The following is a 20,575-nucleotide window of genomic DNA, read 5'->3' as shown; positions in this document are numbered from 1 at the left end:
TTTATTTTACAACAAATCGTGCAGAAACATTCTTATGATTCACTTGCAACTGGAGTATGTAGATGCCGGATGGAATGTCATTTTGCAGAACCATACTTGCTCTTTCACTTTTGAAAGTCAGATTTTCAGCATAAAGCAATGCCCCTCTGCTATCTACAATTTTTGCCGGATATGATCCATCTTTAATTTTCTCAACGCGCAGTTGAAGCTCTTGTCCGGAAACCGGATTGGGGTATATTTCTAATGGTGATGAATGCTCTCCTATGATAGAGAAAGCAATTTTCCGTTCTTTTTCTTCTTCATTCACCACATAATTGTATCTTAGATTATTATCTATTTGTATTAGATCCACAGTTAACCCGGCTTTATTGAGTACTATAGATCCAATTTTTTCCTGGAAAGGCTGAGACAGATCTCTGAGCCAAATCCATTTTAAAGATTGTCCATTTTTTTCAATGATATAAGATTTTTCCGTATATAAACTATTGGATTCTATACCTACTATTTTATAATCTTGATTCGACAGTCTGATCGAAAGATTGAGCGCACTTATTACTTCTGTAATCATGATATCGATACGACTTGGATCCTCTTTAGATACCTCAAGTTTTATTCTGACTGGAGCAGCATTTTCTATATTAGGATAAAATGCTTCTTCAGGTAGTATAATCAATTCTTCTTTATTAGACTCTCTGGATTCTATGTGTGGATCTTGAAAGCTCACAGTGCAGATATCGCAGTCCCCACTATAATAATCCAAAATTCCGAGAGTGGGATGTATTCTCGCCACGTCTCCAACCTTGACGCCATGAAAATTGATTGTATTGGTAGAATTCAAAAGTGGATTAACTGTAGCAAAATCAAAAAAGTTAAGTCCACTCCATGGTGTATAATTATTATAATCATTATCCGTAGCAAATCTAAAATTCTTTGGAAAGCTTCCACCAAGAATCACATTATTTATTTTTACTATATCAGCTGTAGTATAGGTTCCACTTAAATTGGCATCTGCAGCAATATAGTTCCATGTTTGGGGAAATCCACCGATAACTCCTAGGACAAGATTTCTTACGGCATCAATATCTGCTTGTGTCACTCCACAGCTATGCGGCTGAGTTGGAGAAACAGGGCGGATCTCATATTGACATAGAGGCTGCAATGTATTGAAGGCATAATTGCCGTTCATAGGCGTGGTCTGGCTTGCCAAAATAGTAGTCCCCATAGTAGCTTGTATGGCTAAATCAGGAAAATTATCTTGGTCAGAACAAGAGCCATTCGAAAATATATTGTTTCTATATTTTACGTTACCATGAATATTCACCGGAGCGTGAATAGGAGTAAATAAATTATAATTGGCCAAGGCCATTGGATAACAGGTAGTCTGTGTTGGTAATAAAATAGAAGAACAATCAATAAAACATGCTGGAGAAAAAAATTGGAATGGATAGCTGTGCGAGTATTGTGGTGGAGAGTTGTCCCCATTCCATACAATATCAAACAGGTTCATATCCGTATTAAAATTAATAGGAGTTCCGGTACCATTATTCCAATGTGCGTTAAAATTGATAGAATTGGAATTAAATGTAAAATACGTTATCCAACCTTGTTGACCAAAAATGGAATTCACAGAATTCATCGTTTTTAATTGATCCACAAGATTTGGACTAAAGGTAATCAGTACATTGATACGATAAATAAGATAGGGTACTTCGTCCTGCTTATCAAGAGATACATTGACATTTTGCTGGACATTGCATCCATTTGGATTAAAAGACATCATCATATGATAATTTGGACACTGAATCTGAGCCGCCGTCGATCCAGGCATTAAAAAGTTAAAGATAAAAATTAGAAGTGCATAGCAGAATTTAATTTGCCCCCCCCCGAAGGGTTACAGAATTAAATTTCAATTTGGAGAATTCGGTTTTGGGGTTTGGGGAAACGTTCGTCTTTTTCATAGAAAAAATATTAAATTGGTGATAAATTACATAGTACTATCAGATACGAGTGTAAGCGATCATTATCGGGTTCTGAATCGTAAGTGATGTACAAATATAGCAATCTGATCAGATTTTATATCTTTTTATTTTACATATTTATTATTTTAATATGATAAGCTGGATGAAGAGTGAAAATTGAACTTTGCCTTTTCAATCAATTAATGCGGCTTTTTCTAATTCGATTGGGAAGCTGTGTTTACTATTTTTATAAAGGGTACTTGTAGAAATTCAAACTTGATCAAAAACGAGCTTGATTGAATACAAGTTTTTCATTCTAATTCACAGAATTTCTTTGTTCGTGAGTCGGGTATAACGATGCATAGATTTCTTTGCCATACCTCATTACGTTTTGTGCAATGAATTTTTTCATCAATGCAAGGTTTTAAAATGTGTAATTATTATTTACAATATAAACTTATACAATTTTCCGCTTTGACATCCCAGCCAGAAATAGCCAGAACCAAAGCTTGAAGCATAGATGTGAGCATCTATGTCGGCATCAATTGTGGTCCAGTTTGCTCCTCCGTTTTCGGTCATCACCATGTGGCCATTTAAGCCGCAAAGTATACCTACCTGCTCAGAGGCCCAGGCAGAAGTGTTGATGACTTCCAACCCGAAGGAACTCGTTTGAGATTTTCTTAGCTTTTTAAATTGGCTCAAGTCTTTATTGGTCTTCCAAACACTCCCTGAAGCGCCAACTATGAATACAGAACCGGTAGATAATACTTGTATATCAACAAAATGGTCACCAGAATAAGCTAATGTATCCCAATGGTTTCCGTCATCTGTGCTTTGGATGATGAGACCATATCCGGCAGCAATCCAGTTAGTACCACCAAGCCATCTGATTGCATCAAGTTCATGATTGGTCAATACCCGGTTGAAGAGGGTATCTGCCGTAGTGAAGACATCAATATATCCGATATGAAATGCCTCTCCTCCACAACTCATGATCGTCCCTTGTGCTGAAGCGTCAGCGTCCCTGTAAAATCTATATTCCTTATAATTATTGTGCCATGCTGAACCATCTCCAGCAAACTCCCAGATATGATCTATTCCTGCGCCTATAGTTCGACCAAAAGTTTGATGAGATAAAGAGAATATTTTTTTATTGAAAATTTGATTGTTGTCCCAACTTATTCCGGCATCATGGCTTATGGATAACTCAGCTGTCTGCCAAGTACTTCCCGTTAGAGCCATCAAGCTATCCTGACCCACAAATTCTATTGCTGAAAAATCAAATGTGGAAGGGAAGTTTACTGAAATCAAATCCACTTTCTCCGTCTTATGGCATCCGGAGAAGCTTAGTAAGACGGCTACTTTGAAAATGGAACGAAAGAAAATCAATTTTTAATGCTTTTGAACTCCCGGGAAAGAGGCGCTACCGTAGTGAGAGCATTTAGAACTTAAAACTGGTTTAAGTTGATACGATTTGGTAAATGCAGCAAAAAAAGCTGTAAGTTTATCAAACTGCATATTCCTTGAATTTGGTTTGGGAAAATAAACGATGTGCTGAATAGTGCCGTCAGCATTAAAAAAGACATTCATCCATAACTTCAGACCATTTAGGTCGAATTGGTTCTGGATGGAGTAAGCTTCAATGTCGGCCATGACCTGATTCCATAAGTCAAAGGCTCGAGGCATATTATTGTCACATACAGTGAGCAGCAATTTGTCATATTGATTGATCAAATTTTCATAGGGCTGTTCGTACTCACCGATCATAAATGATCTGGGAAGCGCATTTCCCTCCTGAGGTTTGTTCTGAGGCATCGAATTCTGCGCAGGTATAGACGATCCGTAGATCAAATGCACCACGCAAAGCAGCGATGCCATGATTAGTTTTAATTTTATCATTGACTTAGCAAATCTAAGGGTTTTTATAAGCCTAAAAGTTATCTCACCCAGATTATTTCAAAACAAGTGTTAAGATTCAAGAGTTCTACGGAATCTATTTTATAGGTTTGGGGTTTAAAACTTTAATAAAAAATTAATATGTGGATTGATATTATCTGTGGGTTATTGGTGGGGTATTTCTTTTACCTGGGATACACAAAAGGAATCATCAAGACCGTTTTCGGCATATTATCGGTACTATTGGGTCTATTGATCACATTGAAGTTTTCTCATTTGGCTATGCAGCTTATGGAGAAAATCATCAATGTCGACCCCAGAATGAATGTGATATTGGGATTTGTTCTGACGTTTCTACTGGTCTTGATTGCCATCAGGATGCTAGGTCAGGGTCTGGAGAAAGTCTTGGAAACGGCACATATCAATATTATTAATCAGCTGGCAGGAGGAGCTGTTTCAGGACTGATAGCGCTTGTACTCTACGCTTCTATCATCGGGTTTTGTGATAAAATTAAAATTATTAAACCTGAGGTGGCTCAAAGATCAATCACTTATCCATATCTTTTGACAGTATCAGGTAAATCAAAAGCAGTGATCGACAAGCTGAAACCGATTTTCTCGGAATTTTGGGATAAAACTAATGAGGCAATTCATAAAGTAGATCAGTCCACGCCACAAAAAGAGCTTCAACCTGATGACATGAGATAATCATCGGATAAATGAATGGGTGAACAGGCAGTTCGATCAGGTATTGAGCACGGAATTGAAATCCGGATCTTATAACGGAAAAATATTTGATGTTCCTGATGTATCTTTGTGCCTCACGGATTAAAGATATGCAACCGGACCATATTCCATATAGTTTTTACCCGATTTTCTTACAGTTCTGTGTAGCACTGACTTTCGTGGTGCTTGTCATCCTTGGCACCCATTTACTTGGGCCGAAGCAGCACGGCAAGAGAAAAGACGACAGTTTTGAATGTGGTTTGGACAGTGTAGGCAATGCGCGAAACCCTTTTGCCGTGAAGTATTTTATGACAGCTATTTTGTTTGTACTGTTTGATGTGGAGATCATATTCTTGTATCCATGGGCAGTCAACTACAAAAAACTGGGCTGGTTTGGCTTTTGGGAGATGTTGGTATTCCTCACCTTGTTGATGGCAGGATTTTACTATGTCCTGCGTAAAGGTGTCTTAGCCTGGGAAGAAAAACATAGAGAATAATCGAACTAATACAGAATATTATTTGGAATATAAATTAAATCAGAATGAGTGGTAAAATAAAAATGGCAGAAGCGCCTCCGGGTCAATCAGGTCCTGGTTTTTTTGCTACATCATTAGATTCTGTAGTAGGCCTAGCCAGGAAGAATAGTATCTGGCCACTTCCGTTTGCGACTTCTTGCTGTGGTATCGAGTTTATGTCCACCATGTCTGCCCACTATGACTTAGGCAGGTTTGGTGCTGAAAGACTGAGTTTCACACCTCGCCAAGCTGACCTCCTTATGGTGATGGGCACTATCGCAAAGAAAATGGGTCCGGTACTTAGGCAAGTTTATGAGCAAATGGCAGAACCAAAGTGGATGATCGCTGTAGGAGCCTGTGCATCGAGCGGAGGAGTCTTTGATACCTATTCTGTCCTACAAGGTATTGATCACATCATTCCAGTAGACGTTTATGTGCCTGGTTGTCCCCCAAGACCTGAACAAATTATAGAAGGAATATTGAGAATCCAGGATGTCATACAGAGTGAAGGAGTGAGGCGTCGTGACTCCGAAGAATACAAACAATTGTTAGATCAGTATTTAGTCAAATGATGGAAGCTCTGTCGCAGGAACAATTGCAACTCCAACTTCGTGAGCTATGCGGTGATGTCTTTAGTTTCAGTCAGGACAATGCCGGAATGTGTGTCGCGGAGATACCCGTCAATCAACTCTATCAGGTTGTAAGTAAACTATACAAAAATGATTCACTTGGATTCCAATTTTTGACCGATATCTGTGGAATACACTATCCGGATCGCAAAGGTGAGGAATTGTGCGTGGCCTATATGCTGCACAGCCTTGTTCATAAGACACGGTTAAGGCTTAAAGTATATGTTCCATTGAGTAAACCTGAGCTCCCTACTTTGACAGGTATATATGCCAGTGCAAACTGGATGGAAAGAGAAAATTACGATTTCTTTGGTTTGAATTTTCTGGGACATCCTGATTTGCGAAGGATCCTCAATATGGATGAGATGGTTGATTTTCCTATGCGGAAGGAATTTCCTTTAGAAGACCCTCGTCGAGAAGACAAAGCAGACTACCAGTTTGGCCGATAAGTATTTGAGGACTATTTTTTTGCTATCCTTTCTTTTCTGTTCTGCACGTGGAGTGATGTGGATTGATTGCCTGAGTCCATATAAAATTCAGTATTCATAAAGAAATTCCAAAAGAAGTGTTTAAGATTGGTTCCATTTCTTATTTTATATTTCAAAATACTTAAATAAGCTATCAATTAGCATAAAGTCGAATGTGAAAAAATATTCAATATAGTAGCGATCTTTTGACCACTTAATTGAAAAAGAGCCCATATTCAGCTAATTTTGTGTCTAAAGCAAGGGCTGAATCTAATGAAGACAAATTCGGAGTATCTCGATTCAATTTCTAAGACGGAAAAACCTGAAATTCCTTATACCACGCTCAATCTGGGACCAACCCATCCGGCTACGCATGGAATTTTCCAGAATGTCTTACAAATGGATGGAGAACGCATTGTCAGTGGCGAACAAACCATAGGTTATATCCATCGCGCCTTCGAGAAGATAGCGGAAAGGAGGCCGTTTTACCAGATCACTCCACTTACGGATCGGATGAACTATTGTTCTGCGCCTATCAACAATACAGGTTGGCATCTGACAGTTGAAAAATTGCTCGGCATCAAGACTCCGAAAAGAGTAGATTATATGAGGGTAATGATCATGGAGATCTCTCGTATTACGGATCATTTGGTATGCAACTCTATATTGGGAGTGGACACAGGAGCTCTTACAGGATTTACTTATGTGTACCAGTTCAGGGAGAGAGCTTATGAGATTTATGAGGAAATTTGTGGAGCCAGATTAACGACCAATATGGGTAGAGTAGGAGGATTTGAAAGAGATTTCAGTCCCCGGGTTTTTGATTTGGTCAGGAAGTGGCTTCAAGATTTCAGGCCCATTTGGAGAGAGTTTGAGCAGTTGCTCACAAGAAATAGAATTTTCATGGATCGGACGATCGATACAGGGCCTCTGAGTGCTGAACGCGCTTTGAATTATGGATTTACAGGTCCCAATTTGAGGGCTTGTGGGGTAGATTATGACGTACGTGTAACTGAACCATACAGCTCATACGAAGATTTTAAGTTTGACATACCGGTTGGGACAACGGGCGACACTTACGATCGTTTTTTAGTTCGCAACGAAGAAATCTGGCAGAGTGTCAACATTATCGAACAAGCGTTGACAAAAATTGAAGCTGAACCTCCCGGAGTGTATCATGCTGATGCAGATCATTATTATCTGCCGCCAAAGCAAGAAGTGTATCGCAACATGGAAGCTTTGATTTATCATTTTAAAATCATCATGGGTGAGATAGAAGCTCCTGTGGCTGAAGTGTATCAAGCGGTAGAAGGAGCAAATGGTGAACTTGGATATTTTCTTATCTCCGACGGGGGACGTTGTCCATATAGGTTGCATTTCAGGAGACCTTGTTTCATATACTATCAGGCTTATCCTGAGATGGTAAAAGGTCAATTATTGTCTGATGCTATCGTGGTGTTGAGCAGTCTGAATGTGATTGCTGGTGAATTGGATTCTTAATCGACCTGATTAGGTAGATTAAAATGAATAGTTGAAAATTGGTTGGAACTGAAGAGTCGGCCAAAATTTTGTTCTTTGAAAAATTGATTTGCTTTGCAATTCCTGCAAAGTATTGTCCATTTAAATATATGAGTGGTTTTAAATGCAAGTAGTATTTAATCAGCAAAAGAATAAATCTCCTTATGGATTGGTCTTACAATGAATTCCAAAGTTTCAATTAAAGGATTCGCATTGAAGATTACAACAACACATTGAACTTAACTTTTATAAATTAATTGGAATCATTTTTCAAATATTAAGTAGAAGAATTTATAAATCGGATTTATTTCAAATAGATATAAAGTATTGATTCATGCAAACTGCATTTGAATTTTCGGCTAAAGCGAAAACAGAGATTCAGAATATTATCGGAAAGTATCCGGCAGGCAAGCAAAAATCTGCATTGTTGCCTTTGCTTCATATTGCACAAAAAGAAAATGGAGGCTGGCTGTCTGTCGATGCGATGGATAAAGTAGCAGAACAACTCGGGATTCTGTCCATAGAAGTGTATGAGGTTGCGAGTTTTTATTCTATGTTTCACCTGAAGAAAATGGGGAAGTATGTGATAGAAGTCTGCCGAACAGGACCATGCTGTAATGTAGGAGCGGAGGAGCTAATACAATATATGGAAGAAAAACTAGGTGTAGCTTCTGGAGAAACTACGGCAGATGGTTTGTTTACCATCAAACCTGTAGAGTGCCTTGCTGCTTGTGGTACAGGTCCTGTACTCCAGATAGGCCCTGAATATAAATATCACGAGAATATGACCAGAGAAAAGCTGGATCAACTTATAGAAGAATTGAGGAGTAAAAATTAAATGAATTTGAATTCACATTAATTTTCCGAATAAGTAAAAAATTCATGAGCAAAAAAATATTACTCGAGCATATCAACGAACCCGGAATACAATCATTTGATGTGTATAGGAAGATGGGTGGCTATCGCTCAGTTGAAAAAGCACTGCGTGAAATGACACCGGATGCAGTCGTGGAGGAAGTAAAAAAATCCGGTCTCAGAGGTAGAGGAGGAGCTGGTTTTCCAACGGGAATGAAGTGGAGTTTTCTCGACAAATCCACCGACAAACCGAGATACCTGGTGTGTAATGCGGATGAATCGGAACCGGGTACTTTCAAGGACAGATATCTGATGCAACATATACCTCATATCTTAATAGAAGGCATGATTACGTCTTCCTATGCATTAGGAGCGAGGACTTCATATATTTATGTCAGAGGCGAAATGATGTATATCATTCGTATTTTGGAACAAGCCATTCGAGAAGCATATCAGGCTGGATTTCTAGGAGAGAATATTTTAGGCACAAACTATTCATTGGATATTCATGTGCAACCCGGAGGTGGTGCATATATCTGTGGCGAAGAGACTGCTTTGTTGGAATCACTTGAGGGAAAGCGCGGCAATCCGAGAAATAAACCACCATTTCCTGCAGTGTCAGGACTGTATGGTTGCCCTACAGTGGTAAATAATGTGGAAACTATTTCTGATGTGCCTTGGATCGTCAATAATGGTGGAGATGCATTTGCGGCCATTGGTATTGGAAAAAGTACCGGTACCAAATTGATTTCTGCTTGTGGTAATATAAATAAACCTGGTGTTTATGAAATTGAGCTAGGTGTGAGTGTTGAAGAGTTTATTTATGGTGAGGCATATTGTGGTGGAATCACAGGAGGTAGAGATTTAAAAGCTGTTGTAGCCGGAGGATCTTCAGTTCCGATTTTGCCAAAAAATCTGATCCTTAAAACGGCTAACGGTGAGAATCGTCTGATGACGTATGAATCACTCAGTGATGGTGGTTTTGCTACAGGTACGATGTTGGGTTCCGGCGGATTTATTGTGTATGATGACAGACAATGTATCGTACGCAATCTATGGAATTTCACACGTTTTTATCACCACGAATCTTGTGGCCAATGTAGCCCATGCAGGGAGGGAACGGGCTGGATGGAAAAAGTTTTGCATCGGATCGAGTATGGTCATGGCAGAATGGAAGACATCGATTTGTTGGTGAGCATTTCTAAAAATATTGAAGGAAAAACGATCTGTCCTCTGGGAGAAGCGGCAGCATGGCCGGTAGCTAGCGCGATCAGACATTTTCGTGCAGAGTTTGAAGCGCATGTGAAAAATCCTGAGAGTTGTGGTAAGAAACATTTGCATCGGGAACTTGTAAGTCATTGACCGGAGTACTGAAAATAGAATTTGTTTTGATAAATAAATTATTTTATAAGATGAAACTCAAACTTCCAATTCTTCAAAAAAGCGAAGCAATTGTAAGTATCGATTTTATATTTGATTTGTTTAAAAAACTGAATATGATTTTTATAATCAAGATATATTCAAAATTAAAAGTAGGGTTGAAGTAATGAGAAATTTAAGTTATAGAATATCTAAAAAATATTCATTGGTAAATATTTGTCATTTGTCTATTCACTAAATTATGTCGGATCTAATCAAAGTAACTATAGATAATCAGAGTATAGAAGTGCCAAAAGGTACAACTATTCTCCAGGCTGCGCGGATGATAGGTGATCATTACCCTCCCACGATGTGTTATTATGGTCCTGTCAAAAATACAGGAGGCAAATGCAGAACCTGTCTTGTAAAAGTGACACAGGGATCTGAGGCTAACCCAAGACCTATGCCCAAGCTTGTTCCCTCATGCATAACCAGAGCGGAACACGGGATGGTAGTAGAAAATGAAATTTCAGCAGAAGTACAAGAAGCGAGAAAAGGTGTAGTTGAGTTTTTGCTCATCAACCATCCATTGGATTGTCCGATCTGTGATCAGGCTGGAGAATGCGATCTACAGAATTTATCCTACGAGCATGGTACGGAAGGCACAAGATATCAAGAAGGCAGACGTGAATTTAAAAAGATTGATATTGGCCCATACGTACAGCTGCACATGACGCGATGCATTCTCTGTTATCGCTGCGTATATACTGCTGACCAATTGACTAATGAACGCGTTCACGGAGTGATCAATAGAGGTGATGTCAGTGAGATCTCAACCTACATTCAACATTCTATCGACAATGAATTTTCAGGGAATATTATTGATGTTTGTCCTGTAGGTGCTCTTACTGATAAAACATATCGATTCAAGCAGAGAGTTTGGTTTTCAAAACCGTTTAATGCTCACAGAAACTGTCCGACATGTTCCGGCAAAACAGTGGTATGGCTCAAAGGTGATCAATTGATCAGAGTAACGGCCAGGAAAAATAAATTTGGTGAAGTGGAGGAGTTTATCTGCAATGAATGCAGATTTGATCATAAAGAAAAATCACAATGGACTATAGAAGGCCCGAGGAAAATGGATGTGGATTCCGTAATTACAGCAAATAAATATGAATTGCCGGTGGTATCTCCGGCTGTTAATGTTGACGCAAAATTTGTTTCAGAATGAGCGAGTGGATGATTAAAACGATTTTTATCGTGGTAATATTTTCAATATCATTGTTTGTTGCCATGTACTCGACCTATGCTGAGCGTAAAGTGGCTGCATTTCTGCAAGACAGATTGGGGCCAAATCGAGCCGGACCCTTTGGCATATTGCAGCCGCTGGCAGATGGGGTTAAACTGTTTTTTAAAGAAGAATTTATTCCTTTAAAGTCCGATCGCTGGTTGTTTTTAATGGGACCGGGATTTTTTATGTTGACAGCTTTGATGACCAGTGCAGTTATTCCATTTGGACCAGATTTTTCGCATGAAGGAAAAGGGATTTCTCTACAAGCTACAGATCTGAATGTCGGTCTGCTTTATATTTTTGGTGTTGTTTCACTGGGTGTCTACGGCGTCCTGATTGGCGGTTGGGCTTCCAACAATAAATTCAGTTTGTTGGGTGCAATCCGTGCAGCTTCCCAGAATATTTCTTATGAATTGGCAATGGGCTTATCCATTGTTGCACTCGTGATGATGACCGGAACTCTTTCTTTACGTGAAATCGTAAATCAACAAAGTGGCTGGCATTGGAATGTATTTTATCAGCCTCTGGCTTTTTTAATTTTTATTATTTGTGCCTTTGCTGAGACAAATCGTGCACCATTTGATTTACCTGAATGTGAAACGGAATTGGTAGGAGGATATCATACTGAATATTCCTCAATGAAACTAGGATTTTTTCTTTTTGCAGAATACATCAATATGTTTATAAGCAGTGCTGTGATTGCAACATTGTTTTTTGGAGGATATCAGTTTCCATTTGTTAGCGAAATGGATCCCGGTATGTTAAAAACAGTATTGAGTATTTGTGTGCTGTTTGGAAAAATTTTCTTTTTCATTTTTTTGTTCATGTGGGTCAGATGGACATTGCCTAGATTTCGTTATGATCAATTGATGAATCTGGGATGGAAGATTTTAATTCCACTTTCGGTCATCAATATTTTAGTCTCTGGAATCATCATATTGTGGAAAGGATAATGAATATGCCAATATGAAAGAAAATGTAATTTTTTGTTTAACTCATTCTATTCATCATTGAATATGCAACTGACGGAAAGGAGAAAAGTCATGGAGCGTAAGCCTATGAATCTGGCAGAGAAAATGTATCTGCCTGCTATACTCAAAGGTATGGGAATTACCATATCTCATTTTTTTAAGAAAAAAGCAACCATACAATATCCGGAGCAGAAGCGTCCGATGAGTAAAGTTTTCAGAGGGCAACACATCCTGAAGCGCGACGAGAATGGTGCAGAGCGATGCACTGCTTGTGGTTTATGTGCTTTGGCTTGTCCAGCAGAAGCGATTACTATGACTGCTGCAGAAAGGAAACCGGAGGAGAAGCAGTTATACAGAGAAGAAAAATATGCTTCAGTGTATGAAATCAATATGCTGCGCTGTATATTTTGTGGTTTTTGTGAAGAAGCTTGTCCTAAAGCAGCTATCTTTTTGCAAAATGACGTCATGGTTCCACCAAGTTTTGAAAGAGATGATTTTAGATATGGCAAAGACAGATTGGTTGAACCAATTAAATCCAAGAACTGATGAAAATTGAGTGGATATTTTATTTGTTGTCTTGTCTGTCTGTGATCGGCGCATTGATGGTAATATTGTCTCAGAACCCTATCCGGTCAGTGTTGTATCTTGTATTTACTTTTTTTACAATATCTGCGCAGTATGTTTTGCTCAATGCTCAGTTTCTGGCTTTGGTAAATGTAGTAGTTTACGCAGGTGCGATCATGGTTTTATTTTTATTTGTCATCATGTATCTCAATCTCAATACAGAGTTTAATATATATCGCAATTGGATAGCAGGACTTGCTGCATTGATTTCAGGTGGATGTTTATTTCTTATTGTGGTTTCAGCACTTGGACAGAATTTGTCTCCGACAAATAACAAGAATGAATACGACATCGGCTTAATCGAAAAATTGGGGATGACACTTTATCGTGATTATCTATTGCCAATGGAGTTAAGTTCAGTGCTGTTCCTGGTGGCGATGATAGGAGTTGTATTACTGGGAAGAAAGGAAATTTCAGAAACAAGTCAGGTTCGCATACCTTAATCTTTAATCTAGACTGTCATGCAACAATCAATACCGGAAATTATAAGAACGATCCCGCTTGGACATTATCTTATCCTTAGTGCAGCCTTATTTGTAATAGGGATGATGGGTGTTTTGTTTCGGAGGAATATCATCATCGTATTCATGTCTATCGAAATTATGCTCAATGCGGTCAACCTCATGTTTGCAGCCGTTTCTGCATATCATTCTGATCCCTCAGGACAGATCATGGTGTTTTTTACGATGGCTGTTGCTGCAGCTGAAGTAGCAGTTGGACTTGCTATCATTGTGATGATGTACAAGAACCTGAATACAACAAATGTGGATTTGTTTCACAATCTCAGAGGCTGATCCTAATCATATCAAAATGAATCACACTCCTGTAGACAAAAGTAAAATCAAATGGATCTAAAATTAATCTTGCAGTTTATATTGTGGCCACCATTGATCGGATTTATCATCAACGGCTTGTTCGGCAGCAGGATGCCATCGACTTTAGTAAAATGGATTGCATGTCTGATGCCCTTGATTAGTTTTGTAGCCACGTTTATTGCGATCCAGGCAGTTGGTCAGGTAGGTGATAAAGTAACGCTCTGGGATTGGTTTCGCTATGGCAAAAATGTTTATGTGAATTTTGAATTTTACATGGACCAATTGAGTCTCACAATGTTGATGGTTATAACCGGTGTTGGATTTCTGATACATGTATATTCAAGCTCATACATGGACCACGACAAAGGTTATTGGAGATTTTTCTCTTATCTGAATTTGTTTTTGTTTTCTATGATCATTCTGGTACTGGGTTCTAATCTCTTGGTTTTGTTTGTGGGTTGGGAAGGTGTTGGATTATGTTCGTTTCTTTTGATAGGATTTTGGTTTGACAACGATGAATATAATGCTGCCGCTCGCAAGGCATTCATCATGAATCGCATTGGGGATTTGGGATTTTTACTTGCTATTGCAATGCTTGTTGGTAACTATGAATCCATAGATATACTGCGCATCAACGATCATTTCAAAACGCTGGCACCTAACGACAAATTCGCAAGCGCCGTTGCCTTTTTACTTTTTGTTGGGGTGACCGGTAAATCAGCTCAAATACCACTTTTTACCTGGTTGCCCGATGCGATGGCTGGTCCCACACCTGTTTCTGCGTTGATTCATGCAGCGACGATGGTCACAGCAGGTATCTATTTAGTAGCGAGAATGAGCCCACTCTATGCTGCCACGCCTATGGTTTCGGAAATCGTAACTATCGTAGGTATTTTGACCGCAATCCTTGCAGCGAGCATCGCACTCAAACAAAACGATATCAAAAAAGTACTCGCCTATTCGACCGTGAGTCAGCTTGGGTATATGGTAGCAGCTCTGGGAGTAGGCGCCTATACCACGGCAATATTCCATGTGGTCACACATGCATTTTTCAAAGCATTACTATTCCTGTCTGCGGGTAGTGTGATACACGGCCTCAGTGGCGAACAAGATATTCGAAAAATGGGAGGTCTTAAATCAAAGATGAAGTGGACTCACCTCGTGTTTTTGATTGGAACCCTGGCCATCTCTGGCGTGCCTCCACTGGCGGGATTTTTTTCCAAGGATGAAATATTAGCCAAAGTGTACTTGCATTCCATTTGGTTTTTTATAATACTGGCTATTGCCTCAGTATTTACAGCTTGGTATATGTTCAGATTGTATTTTATGACATTCCACGGAAACTATAGAGGTGATCATCACAAATGGGACCATGCGCACGAATCTCCTGCTCTCATGATCATACCTTTATGCATTCTTGCCATTTTGTCGGCTGTAGGTGGTTTTATGGGTATGCCTGAAATCATGGGCCAGCCTCATATATTGGAAGAATATATTCGGTATGCTATGGTGTATAAAGAACATCACGTATCTCATTTTTTTGAAATCATGCTCTGGGTTGTAACTGTGGTGGTATTGGTCATCGTAATATTTTTTACCTGGAAAAAATACACTAAAAATTACCGGGAATTGGAAGAAAGTTCTGGCAATTTTTTATCGCGATTACTGGAGAATAAATATTATCTCGACGAAATTTATGACAGAATATTTGTAAAGCCGGGGTATCAATTTTCTAAATGGCTCGGAACGATATTTGAAAGTCGAGGAGTCCATGATGTGGTCATGATACCCGACAAAATTCTTGTAGAAGGAAAACCGAGTTTTGCAAAGTGGCAGTCAGGGCATTTGAGTTGGTATCTGGTCTCTATGGTGATTGGACTTGTTCTTTTGCTTTTTTTCATCATAATAAAAATCATCTGACATGTTGTCTTCGACTATATTGTTGCTGTTGCCGATTGTTTTTGCACTGCTGTGTTTTGTCTTGCCTCGGAGATATTCAATATGGATTTCAGGAGCCGGAGCCGTGATTCAGTTCAGTTATTTCATGTACCTGTTTCTCCAATTCAAGATCAACCACTATCAGTTGTACAATTTCAAGTTTGACTGGATTCCAGGATTGAAAGACAGTTTTCATATTGCAGTAGATACTATGTCATTATTGCCATTGTTGCTGGTGAGTTTGATTACTGTGATCGTGGTACTTGCAGCTTCTTTGATTTATGAAAAAAGAGATTCTGCTTATTTCGGATTAATATTTTTGACCATTGCGGGATTGAACGGTTTTTTCATGGCACAAAATCCGATTACGTTTTATCTGTTTTTTGAACTGACCCTAATACCTGTTTATTTTCTAGTATTAAAATGGGGAGGACCTAAAAGAAAGAAAGCAGTATTTACGTTTTTTATTTATACAGTATTTGGGAGCTTTCTCTTGCTGGCTGCAATATTTTACATTTATTCTTTTGTCGGAATAAATCTGATGACCAGCTGGAGCTTTTTGTACAATAACCATTTTCCTGTACAACACCAGTACTGGATGGCAATTGTATTTTTTATTGCATTTGGTATCAAAGCACCAGTTTTTCCATTTCACACATGGCAGGTTAATTTGTATGAGCAGGCAGACAAACCCAGTGTAATTCTCATCGCCGCACTTCTTTCTAAGATGGGTGTCTTTGGTTTTTTAAGATTTAATTTTATTACACAGGACGTTATTCCAAAGCTCAGTTTTTATTTGATCGTAATTTGTGTTGTAGGAGTAGTTTATGGTGCAGTGGTGGCTTGGAGGCAGACAAATTTGAGCAGACTATTGGCATATGCCTCTATGTCACACATGAGTTTGTTGGTGGCGGGCACATTGACTGTTTACGAAGAAGCATACAAAGGTGCCATTTTTCAAATTCTCGCACATGGTATCGCGATAGCTGGCTTATTCTTTGTAGCAGACGTTTTTCAAAGGAAAACTGGTAGCGATAATCTCGATGCAAACTCAGGTATGGCCAGGGTTCAGCCTAGATTCGCGACATATTATTTTATCCTGGTGCTCGCTGCGATTGGCTTACCTCTAACTAGTGGTTTTATCGGTGAATTTATCATGATAACCAATGTCACCAAATTCAATAAAATTGCTGGAGCATTTGCAGGATTAACGATCATTTACGGTGCCGTTTATATGTTGCAGTGCTATCAGAGATCGATGTTTGGAAAACGTCATGACGAAAGATATCAAAACTTCCAGTTATCATTACAAGAAGATTACATTTTTATAGTACTGACCGTGTTGGTGATTGCGTTGGGATTCTTTCCAAGCAAATGGATAGATTTGACTGCCTACGCGATTGGACAATTTGGCGAATATTTTAAATATTAATTCGGACAATTATTATGCTCACAATCATTATATTAACCGTTGCAGCTGTACTGATTTTGTTTTTGGGATTTGCCAGACAAAGGGGATTGATATTACCGGTGGCTATGTTGGCATTGGTTGCAAGTTTGGTGGCAATGCATTATCCGGAATGGACTGAGACATCTATATTAACAGGCATGCTGCATTTTGATTTGACTTCTTTTGTTCTCTGCATTTTGCAGTTTGTTTTTGCATTGTGTATAATTCCTTTTTTGCATCAATTCAGGCAACGCGGTAACGAAGAACTTGGGGATATTACAGGTTTGTTCCTGCTGGCGCTCATCGGTGGTATGATCATGGTATCATACCAGAATTTTATAATGATGTTTCTGGGTATAGAAATTTTATCTATTTCTATGTATGTATTGGCAGGTGCAGACAGGAGGCGTATCACATCAAATGAAGCTGCTATTAAGTATTTTATCATGGGCTCATTTGCAAGTGCTATATTGTTATTTGGAATCGGCGCTATTTACGCAAGCACGGGAAGTCTCAGTTTTGGCAATGTGTTGCCCGGAATGGATAAATTCTACCAGATAGGAGTATTGTTTGTTTTAAGTGGGCTGGCATTTAAAATAGCCTTGGTACCATTTCATTTTTGGGCACCTGACGTGTATGAAGGTACACCGACAATTTTTACAGCGATCATGTCATCCATTGTGAAAATTGCAGGATTCGGAGCACTGTTGCAATATCTCAAATTGTCTTCCGCTACTTTACCGGAATGGGTATTTTGGTTTTTATTATTAATTGCATTAGTGACTATTGTTGTTGGAAATATCATGGCTTACAATCAGACGAGTGTAAAGAGGATCTTAGCTTATTCCGGGATCGTACAAGCAGGTTTTATTCTGATTGCAGTATTAAAAATTACACCACAAACTGAAAAAATTCTGATTTATTACTTGATTGCATACGGTGCTGCATCATTGATTACTTTTTTAATTACACATTTTGTTGAACGACAGTCAGGATCCGATCATTTAGATTCTTTCGGTGGTTTACTCAAAGCAAATCCATTGCTGGGAATTTTAATGATTATAGCCCTGATTTCTCTTGGTGGTGGTCCTTTGACTGCGGGCTTTATGGCCAAATTTTTAGTTTTGCGTGAAGCTGTTGGTCTGGGATTTCTATCATTGGCATTTGTAGCCTTAGTTGCCGCGGTAATCTCAGTTTATTATTATTTCAAGATCATCAACGCGATTGCATCACCGAGTGGTGACCATAGCTGGTCAGTGTCCTGGAGATACAATAGTGTGTTGTTAGTTTTGACTTTAATTCTAATCCTCTTTGGAATTGCACCTTCTTTGGTGATGATGCACATATAAAAGCAGCAAAGTAATGTTTGTTTTTACTGATTAAATTTTACTTGGCAGCTCAAGAATTTCGTTCTGTTTTTATGCAGACGTTTTTGGCTTCAGTAAAAAATTTCATGGCCTCCCATCCTCCTTCTCTTCCCACCCCGGAGTCGTTCATTCCTCCAAATGGCGTCCTGAGATCTCTGAGCAACCAACAATTTATCCACACTATTCCTGTATTCAATTTTTCTGCCATTCTGTGTGCTTTTTGAAGATCACTTGTCCATACAGTAGAAGCTAATCCGTATCGACTCGCATTCGCCAATTGTAAAGCCTCTTCCTCATCTTTGAAGACTTGCAAACTGATGACCGGCCCAAATATCTCTTCCATGTTAGTACGACAATTCGGTCCCAAATTTTCCAGAATTGTTGGTCTGATGAAATTTCCATTGCTGCATCTGCCTTCAACTTGATATCTGCTGCCTCCGCACAATATCTTGCCACCTTCTTGCTGTGCCAGAGAGATATAGGACATTACTTTTTCTGCATGTGCCGACGAGATCACCGAACCGATTTGTGTTTCGGCAATCAAAGGATCTCCAATCCGAAGTGCTTGAATCCTGCTCACCAGGTCATCGCGAAATTTGTTGTAGATAGATTCCTGAATCAGGATACGACTTCCACAAAGGCAGATTTGGCCCTGATTGGAAAAACTAAGCCGCTGCACTTCTCTGAGAGTCAATTCGTAGTCGCAATCTTCAAAAATGATGCATGGATTTTTACCACCCAATTCCAAACTGAGTTTTTTGAATCTAGGGGCAGCTTGAGTAGCGATATGAGCGCCGGTTTTTGTGCCACCCGTGAATGAAATGGCTGAAATGTCCTCATGATCGATGATAGCTTGACCTGTTGTGGGCCCATCGCCCAGAATAATGTTGAGAACTCCGGAAGGCAAACCAGCTTCTGTACAAATCTTGCCTAACATCATTGCAGTTGTCGGACTGAGTTCGGAAGGTTTGCTGATAACACAATTTCCCGCAGCAAGAGCCGGTGCTATTTTCCACGAGAATAAATAGAGAGGAAGATTCCAAGGCGAGATACAAGCTACTATACCTATGGGTTGTCGCAGTGTATAATTGATTGCTTTTCCCGGCATCCAGTGGCTTTCGGACGAAAACTGCATGGCTGCAGTTGCAAAAAACCTGAAATTTGACGCTGCTCGAGGTATATCTACGCTGCGTGATACGTGCAGAGGTTTGCCTGTGTCATTTGTTTCGGCAAGAGCAAGCGCTTCTATATCCCGATCGATGAGGTCAGCGATGCGAGAGAGAATACGAAACCGCAGCTCTCCTGAACTAGACTTCCAACTCTGTGCAGCTTGTCGGGCAGAGCGTACAGCCATATCCACATCCAATGCGTCAGATATCGGAATTAATGAAATGATTTCTCCTGTTGCAGGATTGGTATTGTCCATATAATTCTCCTTAAGAGGAGGTTGATGAGAACCGTTGATGTAGTTTTGTAATTTCGCAAGCATGTAGCGGAATGTGAACAGCGAAATTAAGCAATTATTGTACGAGTGTCGTGTAGAAAATGGAAAAGTCTGAAATTGCATTGGTCGTTTTTTTAAAAAACGCGATAGCCGGCAAGGTCAAAACGAGAATTGCTGCCACGACGGATGATCGTACAGCATTAGAAGTATATTCAGAGCTGACAAAGAGAACTATTGAATTGATTTATCAATTGGAGGCGAGTACTTACCTGTACTTTAGTGATCACATTCCTCATGATTTTGAAGCGTTAAAAGAAGCAGTTAAAAGGCTTCAGTACGGTCATGATTTAGGCGCAAGGATGTCAGGAGCAATAAGTGAATGTCTCTCGGATCATCGTGCAGCAGTTATAATTGGCAGTGATTGCCCCTATCTGACTTCAGAAATTGTAGATAAGGCATTCCTGAAATTAAATGAAGTGGATTTTGTGATTGGGCCTGCATGCGATGGAGGTTATTATTTAATCGGAATGAGAGCCCATCATCCGGATATATTTGAAAATATAGAATGGAGCACTTCAAATGTCCTGAGGGAAACTATTAATAGAATAAAAAATTCAGGATACAGCTATCATTTATTGCCTGAACTTGAAGATATTGACAGCTGGGAACAGTGGATAAAATATAAGATTCACATTTCTTGAGTTAATATTAATCTTTGGAAAGAAATTAATAAAAATTGGAATTTTAAAGTT

Annotated in this window: 20 protein-coding genes; 16 read left to right on the top strand and 4 right to left on the bottom strand. The window is 39.2% G+C overall.

Features of this window, described 5'->3' with window-relative positions; all coding sequences use genetic code 11:
* Position 1: 1 nt before the first annotated feature.
* The 3 genes from IPI99_02125 to IPI99_02115 all read right to left on the bottom strand — a co-directional run bounded on the left by IPI99_02125 (position 2) and on the right by IPI99_02115 (position 3,836).
* Positions 2–1,783 (bottom strand): T9SS type A sorting domain-containing protein, encoded by a 1,782-nt coding sequence (locus IPI99_02125; protein ID MBK7339309.1) that lies wholly within the window; start codon positions 1,781–1,783, stop codon positions 2–4.
* Positions 1,784–2,402: 619 nt separating this feature from the next.
* Positions 2,403–3,347: a hypothetical protein gene (locus tag IPI99_02120; GenBank protein ID MBK7339308.1), complete on the bottom strand. Its 945-nt coding sequence runs from the start codon at positions 3,345–3,347 to the stop codon at positions 2,403–2,405.
* 3 nt (positions 3,348–3,350) lie between these two features.
* Positions 3,351–3,836 carry a hypothetical protein gene (locus IPI99_02115; GenBank protein MBK7339307.1) on the bottom strand — a complete coding sequence of 162 codons (486 nt, stop codon included), beginning with the start codon at positions 3,834–3,836 and terminating at the stop codon, positions 3,351–3,353.
* Positions 3,837–3,995: 159 nt separating this feature from the next.
* Here IPI99_02115 and IPI99_02110 point away from each other — a divergent pair, with 159 nt between their 5' ends.
* The 15 genes from IPI99_02110 (at position 3,996) to IPI99_02040 (ending at position 18,361) form a co-directional block, all read left to right on the top strand.
* Positions 3,996–4,562 (top strand): CvpA family protein, encoded by a 567-nt coding sequence (locus IPI99_02110; GenBank protein ID MBK7339306.1) that lies wholly within the window; start codon positions 3,996–3,998, stop codon positions 4,560–4,562.
* A gap of 128 nt (positions 4,563–4,690) precedes the next feature.
* Entirely contained in the window at positions 4,691–5,077 is a 387-nt protein-coding gene (locus IPI99_02105) for an NADH-quinone oxidoreductase subunit A (GenBank protein ID MBK7339305.1), read from the top strand.
* Between the two features lie 44 nt (positions 5,078–5,121).
* Positions 5,122–5,667, top strand: coding sequence for an NADH-quinone oxidoreductase subunit B (locus IPI99_02100; protein MBK7339304.1), 546 nt, complete (start codon positions 5,122–5,124; stop codon positions 5,665–5,667).
* On the top strand, positions 5,667–6,173 hold the full coding sequence (locus IPI99_02095) for an NADH-quinone oxidoreductase subunit C (protein MBK7339303.1): 507 nt from the start codon (positions 5,667–5,669) through the stop codon (positions 6,171–6,173). Before IPI99_02100 ends, IPI99_02095 begins: the two co-directional genes overlap by 1 nt.
* Positions 6,174–6,464: 291 nt before the next feature.
* Positions 6,465–7,691, top strand: a complete 1,227-nt coding sequence (locus tag IPI99_02090; protein MBK7339302.1) for an NADH-quinone oxidoreductase subunit D — start codon at positions 6,465–6,467, stop codon at positions 7,689–7,691.
* Between the two features lie 352 nt (positions 7,692–8,043).
* Positions 8,044–8,547, top strand: a complete 504-nt coding sequence (locus IPI99_02085) for an NAD(P)H-dependent oxidoreductase subunit E (GenBank protein ID MBK7339301.1) — start codon at positions 8,044–8,046, stop codon at positions 8,545–8,547.
* A 44-nt stretch (positions 8,548–8,591) separates the two neighbouring features.
* On the top strand, positions 8,592–9,926 hold the full coding sequence (gene nuoF, locus IPI99_02080; GenBank protein ID MBK7339300.1) for an NADH-quinone oxidoreductase subunit NuoF: 1,335 nt from the start codon (positions 8,592–8,594) through the stop codon (positions 9,924–9,926).
* 259 nt (positions 9,927–10,185) lie between these two features.
* Positions 10,186–11,154 carry a (2Fe-2S)-binding protein gene (locus IPI99_02075; GenBank protein MBK7339299.1) on the top strand — a complete coding sequence of 323 codons (969 nt, stop codon included), beginning with the start codon at positions 10,186–10,188 and terminating at the stop codon, positions 11,152–11,154.
* On the top strand, positions 11,151–12,167 hold the full coding sequence (nuoH, locus tag IPI99_02070) for an NADH-quinone oxidoreductase subunit NuoH (protein ID MBK7339298.1): 1,017 nt from the start codon (positions 11,151–11,153) through the stop codon (positions 12,165–12,167). Before IPI99_02075 ends, nuoH begins: the two co-directional genes overlap by 4 nt.
* Positions 12,168–12,230: 63 nt before the next feature.
* Complete coding sequence (locus IPI99_02065; protein ID MBK7339297.1) at positions 12,231–12,731, top strand: NADH-quinone oxidoreductase subunit I; 501 nt, start codon at positions 12,231–12,233, stop codon at positions 12,729–12,731.
* Positions 12,731–13,252 (top strand): NADH-quinone oxidoreductase subunit J, encoded by a 522-nt coding sequence (locus IPI99_02060; GenBank protein ID MBK7339296.1) that lies wholly within the window; start codon positions 12,731–12,733, stop codon positions 13,250–13,252. Before IPI99_02065 ends, IPI99_02060 begins: the two co-directional genes overlap by 1 nt.
* Positions 13,253–13,270: 18 nt before the next feature.
* On the top strand, positions 13,271–13,603 hold the full coding sequence (gene nuoK, locus IPI99_02055) for an NADH-quinone oxidoreductase subunit NuoK (GenBank protein ID MBK7339295.1): 333 nt from the start codon (positions 13,271–13,273) through the stop codon (positions 13,601–13,603).
* 51 nt (positions 13,604–13,654) lie between these two features.
* Positions 13,655–15,544, top strand: a complete 1,890-nt coding sequence (gene nuoL / locus IPI99_02050) for an NADH-quinone oxidoreductase subunit L (GenBank protein ID MBK7339294.1) — start codon at positions 13,655–13,657, stop codon at positions 15,542–15,544.
* 1 nt (position 15,545) lies between these two features.
* Positions 15,546–16,994, top strand: coding sequence for an NADH-quinone oxidoreductase subunit M (locus IPI99_02045; GenBank protein MBK7339293.1), 1,449 nt, complete (start codon positions 15,546–15,548; stop codon positions 16,992–16,994).
* A 14-nt stretch (positions 16,995–17,008) separates the two neighbouring features.
* Positions 17,009–18,361, top strand: a complete 1,353-nt coding sequence (locus IPI99_02040; protein MBK7339292.1) for an NADH-quinone oxidoreductase subunit N — start codon at positions 17,009–17,011, stop codon at positions 18,359–18,361.
* A 49-nt stretch (positions 18,362–18,410) separates the two neighbouring features.
* Here IPI99_02040 and IPI99_02035 read toward each other — a convergent pair whose 3' ends face one another.
* Positions 18,411–19,868 (bottom strand): aldehyde dehydrogenase, encoded by a 1,458-nt coding sequence (locus IPI99_02035; protein MBK7339291.1) that lies wholly within the window; start codon positions 19,866–19,868, stop codon positions 18,411–18,413.
* A 56-nt stretch (positions 19,869–19,924) separates the two neighbouring features.
* Between IPI99_02035 and IPI99_02030 the strand changes: the two genes are divergently transcribed.
* The gene (locus IPI99_02030; protein MBK7339290.1) at positions 19,925–20,524 is read left to right on the top strand and encodes a TIGR04282 family arsenosugar biosynthesis glycosyltransferase; all 600 of its coding nucleotides are present in this window, start codon (positions 19,925–19,927) and stop codon (positions 20,522–20,524) included.
* Positions 20,525–20,575 lie beyond the last annotated feature (51 nt).

Source organism: Saprospiraceae bacterium (genome assembly GCA_016710235.1).
GTDB lineage: Bacteria > Bacteroidota > Bacteroidia > Chitinophagales > Saprospiraceae > Vicinibacter.
Note: the sequence above shows the minus strand (reverse complement) of the source record. Positions and strands in the feature narration are given on the sequence as shown.

Coding starts and splice junctions, on each gene's coding strand:
- IPI99_02045 (MBK7339293.1), top strand. CDS start 15,546: ATGTTGTCTTCGACTATATTGTTGCTGTTGCCGATTGTTTTTGCACTG.
- IPI99_02065 (MBK7339297.1), top strand. CDS start 12,231: ATGCAACTGACGGAAAGGAGAAAAGTCATGGAGCGTAAGCCTATGAAT.
- IPI99_02085 (MBK7339301.1), top strand. CDS start 8,044: ATGCAAACTGCATTTGAATTTTCGGCTAAAGCGAAAACAGAGATTCAG.
- IPI99_02105 (MBK7339305.1), top strand. CDS start 4,691: ATGCAACCGGACCATATTCCATATAGTTTTTACCCGATTTTCTTACAG.
- IPI99_02100 (MBK7339304.1), top strand. CDS start 5,122: ATGAGTGGTAAAATAAAAATGGCAGAAGCGCCTCCGGGTCAATCAGGT.
- IPI99_02040 (MBK7339292.1), top strand. CDS start 17,009: ATGCTCACAATCATTATATTAACCGTTGCAGCTGTACTGATTTTGTTT.
- IPI99_02115 (MBK7339307.1), bottom strand. CDS start 3,836: ATGGCATCGCTGCTTTGCGTGGTGCATTTGATCTACGGATCGTCTATA.
- nuoL (MBK7339294.1), top strand. CDS start 13,655: ATGGATCTAAAATTAATCTTGCAGTTTATATTGTGGCCACCATTGATC.
- IPI99_02125 (MBK7339309.1), bottom strand. CDS start 1,783: ATGATGATGTCTTTTAATCCAAATGGATGCAATGTCCAGCAAAATGTC.
- IPI99_02060 (MBK7339296.1), top strand. CDS start 12,731: ATGAAAATTGAGTGGATATTTTATTTGTTGTCTTGTCTGTCTGTGATC.
- nuoF (MBK7339300.1), top strand. CDS start 8,592: ATGAGCAAAAAAATATTACTCGAGCATATCAACGAACCCGGAATACAA.
- IPI99_02090 (MBK7339302.1), top strand. CDS start 6,465: ATGAAGACAAATTCGGAGTATCTCGATTCAATTTCTAAGACGGAAAAA.
- IPI99_02030 (MBK7339290.1), top strand. CDS start 19,925: ATGGAAAAGTCTGAAATTGCATTGGTCGTTTTTTTAAAAAACGCGATA.
- IPI99_02110 (MBK7339306.1), top strand. CDS start 3,996: ATGTGGATTGATATTATCTGTGGGTTATTGGTGGGGTATTTCTTTTAC.
- IPI99_02035 (MBK7339291.1), bottom strand. CDS start 19,868: ATGCTTGCGAAATTACAAAACTACATCAACGGTTCTCATCAACCTCCT.
- IPI99_02095 (MBK7339303.1), top strand. CDS start 5,667: ATGGAAGCTCTGTCGCAGGAACAATTGCAACTCCAACTTCGTGAGCTA.
- IPI99_02075 (MBK7339299.1), top strand. CDS start 10,186: ATGTCGGATCTAATCAAAGTAACTATAGATAATCAGAGTATAGAAGTG.
- nuoK (MBK7339295.1), top strand. CDS start 13,271: ATGCAACAATCAATACCGGAAATTATAAGAACGATCCCGCTTGGACAT.
- nuoH (MBK7339298.1), top strand. CDS start 11,151: ATGAGCGAGTGGATGATTAAAACGATTTTTATCGTGGTAATATTTTCA.